This is a genomic window from Protofrankia sp. Cas3, assembly GCF_963555955.1.
Classification (GTDB): Bacteria; Actinomycetota; Actinomycetes; order Frankiales; family Frankiaceae; genus Protofrankia.
The window spans coordinates 1-2,897 of record NZ_CAUVXP010000126.1; the positions used below are offsets into that span (position 1 = coordinate 1).

Consider the following 2,897-nt stretch of genomic DNA (forward strand, 5'->3'; position numbering starts at 1 on the left):
GCGCGATCAGCAGGCCGAGCAGCACCGACCCGGCTACCCCCGCCACCCCCACGCCGAGCAGGATCAGGCCGAGGTCGCGCAGTGTCTGGTCGACGTCGGACATGTCCCGGGCCAACTGCAGCGCAGCCGGACCGACGCCGGGAAAGTACATGGGGACGGTCGCCATTCGATACCGGCCGCCATCAATCGTGACAGTGCGCAGTTGATGGCTGGCCGGCCGCCGGGCCACCGCGACGTCGGTGGCGTCCGCCGGCAGTCTGGCCGCCTGGACGGACAGCGGAATCGCGATGCCGTCGGCGGATACAGCCTGCGCGAGCAGGCCGAAGCTGTTGAACCGGAGCTGCTCTTCGCCCGGCCCTCCCACCGGTATGAACGAGTGAGTCGCCGCGTGGGCCTGTTCTATCAGCTGCTGGTCGATGGACCGGCCGAGCACGATGCTGGTCGCGCCGAGTGCCACGCCCGCCACGACGGCCACCGCCGCGGTCACCGCGAGGCCGATGAGCAGCGCCATCCGGTTACGCAGCGACAGATGAGCGAGTGACAAACGGTGATGGCGGGGCCGCGCGCTCATCCGGGGGCTCTCATAACGGGACCTGCACCCGCCCGTGCTCCGATATGTGGTCCGACCCGTCCACACCGCCTTCGACGATCACACAGGCCGCGGTCGGGCTGGTCACGATGCCGCGTCCCGCAGGACATAACCCACCCCGCGAATCGTGTGCAGCAAGCGCGGCTCGCCGCCGGCCTCCAGTTTGCGGCGCAGGTAGCTGACGAACACCTCGAGCGAGTTCGACGACGGTCCGAAGTCGTACCCCCAGACCCTCTCCATGATCGTGGAACGGGACAGGACCTGACGCTGGTGGACGAGAAACAGCTCCAGCAGATCGAACTCGGTCTTGGTGAGCGTCAGTTCCCGCTCCGCACGGGTCACCTGCCGGCTGCCCGGATCGAGACGGACGTCCGCGAAGAGCAGCGCCGGGGGCACGCCGGGCAGGACCGTCGACAGGTCGGCTCCCGCGGCGACCGCGCCAGCCGAGGCCGCGGCCCGGGCGGACAGCGATGCCCGGCGGGTCAGCGCACGCAGCCGGGCGAACAGTTCCTCGAGTGCGAACGGTTTGACCAGATAGTCATCAGCCCCCACGTCCAGGCCGCTGACCCGGTCAGCCAGACCATCACGGGCAGTGAGCATCAGTACCGGCAGGTCATCGCCACGGCCACGGAGCCGGCGACACGTTTCCAGGCCGTCCACCCGGGGCATCATCACGTCCAGCACGACGATGTCCGGGCGGTCACGAGTAACCGCGTCCAGCGCCTCGGCACCGTCGCGGGCTGAGCTGACCTCGTAGCCTTCGAACCGCAGCGACCGCTCCAGAGACTCCCGGACCGCCGGCTCATCATCAACCACCAGTACGCGCACACCCCACAGTCTGCCCTCCGAGTCAGGCTCCACGAACCCTCCGGACGGCATCTCAGCATCGCCTACCGAGATCCTTATGCACCGTTCAGTTAGCGGGCTCGTGGGCTAGCAGGCTCGTGGGCTAGCAGGCTCGTGGGCTAGCAGGCTCGTGGGCTAGTGGGTTACCGACGCCGGGCCGGTGGATCGACCCACCGGCGACCGAGCGGGTCCGTCGAGCTCGGGGAGCGGGCCACTGTCGATCACGCTGGTGGAACCCGGGCCGGCGGGATCCTCCTCGTCATCGCGATCCCGCAGTGTCGCGTCATCATCACCATCGTCGATCATGACAACCTCGCTGCGCTGGACGCTGCCGAGCTCGATCCCCTCGACGTCCAGCGCCGCCCGGACGCGCTCGCGCAGTGCCCGTGCGACATCCCACTGCTTGAGCGGCTGGGTCTTGGCGACCACCCGCAACGCGTAACCGTCCGCGGTCATCGATTCCATCCCCCATACTTCGGGTTCGGCGATGATCAGGGAGGCGAACGCCGGCTCCGCCCAGAGCTTGTCCGCGGTCGTCTTGAGAATCCGCTTGGCCCTGGCCACGTCGGTGTCGTAGTCCAGCGGGACGTCGAGCACCATGCGTGCCCATTGCTGACCCTTGTTCCCCACCCGCGCGATCTCGCCGTTGCGGACATACCAGACCGTACCCTCGATGTCCCGCAGTCGCGTGACTCGTAGGCTGACCGCCTCGACGCTCCCGCTGACCGGTCCGACATCGATGACGTCGCCCACACCGTACTGGTCCTCAAGGAGCATGAAGACGCCGGACAGGAAGTCCCGGACGAGATTCTGCGCGCCGAAGCCGACGGCCACGCCTACCACTCCGGCGCTGGCGACGATGGGTGCGAGGTTGATGGCCAGTTCGCCGAGAACGGTCACGAACGCGATCCCGAACACCATCACCGAGGTGATACTGCGCAACAGGGACCCGACCGTCTCGGCGCGCTGGCGGCGTCGTTCCAGCAGGACGGTCGGATCACCGAAGGCACCGAGAAGGATCGCGCGCCCGGACCGGAACAGCCCGCTGGGCCCACCGTTGGCGGCCCGCCGGGTGGTCCGGATGATGAAGCGGTGCAGCATCGTCCGGACGAGAAAGGCGATCATCAAGATCAGTAAAATTTTCAGCGGTGTCCCGAGAAAGACATTGGCACCGCCGGCGAGGTACTCACTGTGGGTCAGATCGAAAACCGTCCGGCACAGGACGCCGGGCTTTTGGCCACATGCGTTCTGGACCGCACCAATGATCTGGTCGAGACTGGGAGTGATCGGGAGGTCGGTCGGGCTCGGGGTCTGGCTCGGGGTCGGCACGGCGGCTGCGGGCGAGCTCGACGCCTCGACTGCCTGGCCCAGTAACGACCCGAACGGCTGGGCGAACACGGACACGGAGACGGCCACGGCCGGATTCAGCTCCTCACAGACAATCGATCTTCTTAGAGCGACC

General features: G+C 67.6%; 2 protein-coding genes and 1 pseudogene. All 3 read right to left on the bottom strand.

Annotated elements, in window-relative coordinates; all coding sequences use genetic code 11:
- Nucleotides 1–571, bottom strand: a pseudogene (locus U9983_RS20125) (sensor histidine kinase); the annotation flags it as partial.
- A 102-nt stretch (nt 572–673) separates the two neighbouring features.
- On the bottom strand, nt 674–1,417 hold the full coding sequence (locus U9983_RS20130; protein WP_322755536.1) for a response regulator transcription factor: 744 nt from the start codon (nt 1,415–1,417) through the stop codon (nt 674–676).
- Nucleotides 1,418–1,570: 153 nt separating this feature from the next.
- Nucleotides 1,571–2,863, bottom strand: coding sequence for a mechanosensitive ion channel family protein (locus U9983_RS20135; RefSeq protein ID WP_416211458.1), 1,293 nt, complete (start codon nt 2,861–2,863; stop codon nt 1,571–1,573).
- Nucleotides 2,864–2,897: the final 34 nt, after the last annotated feature.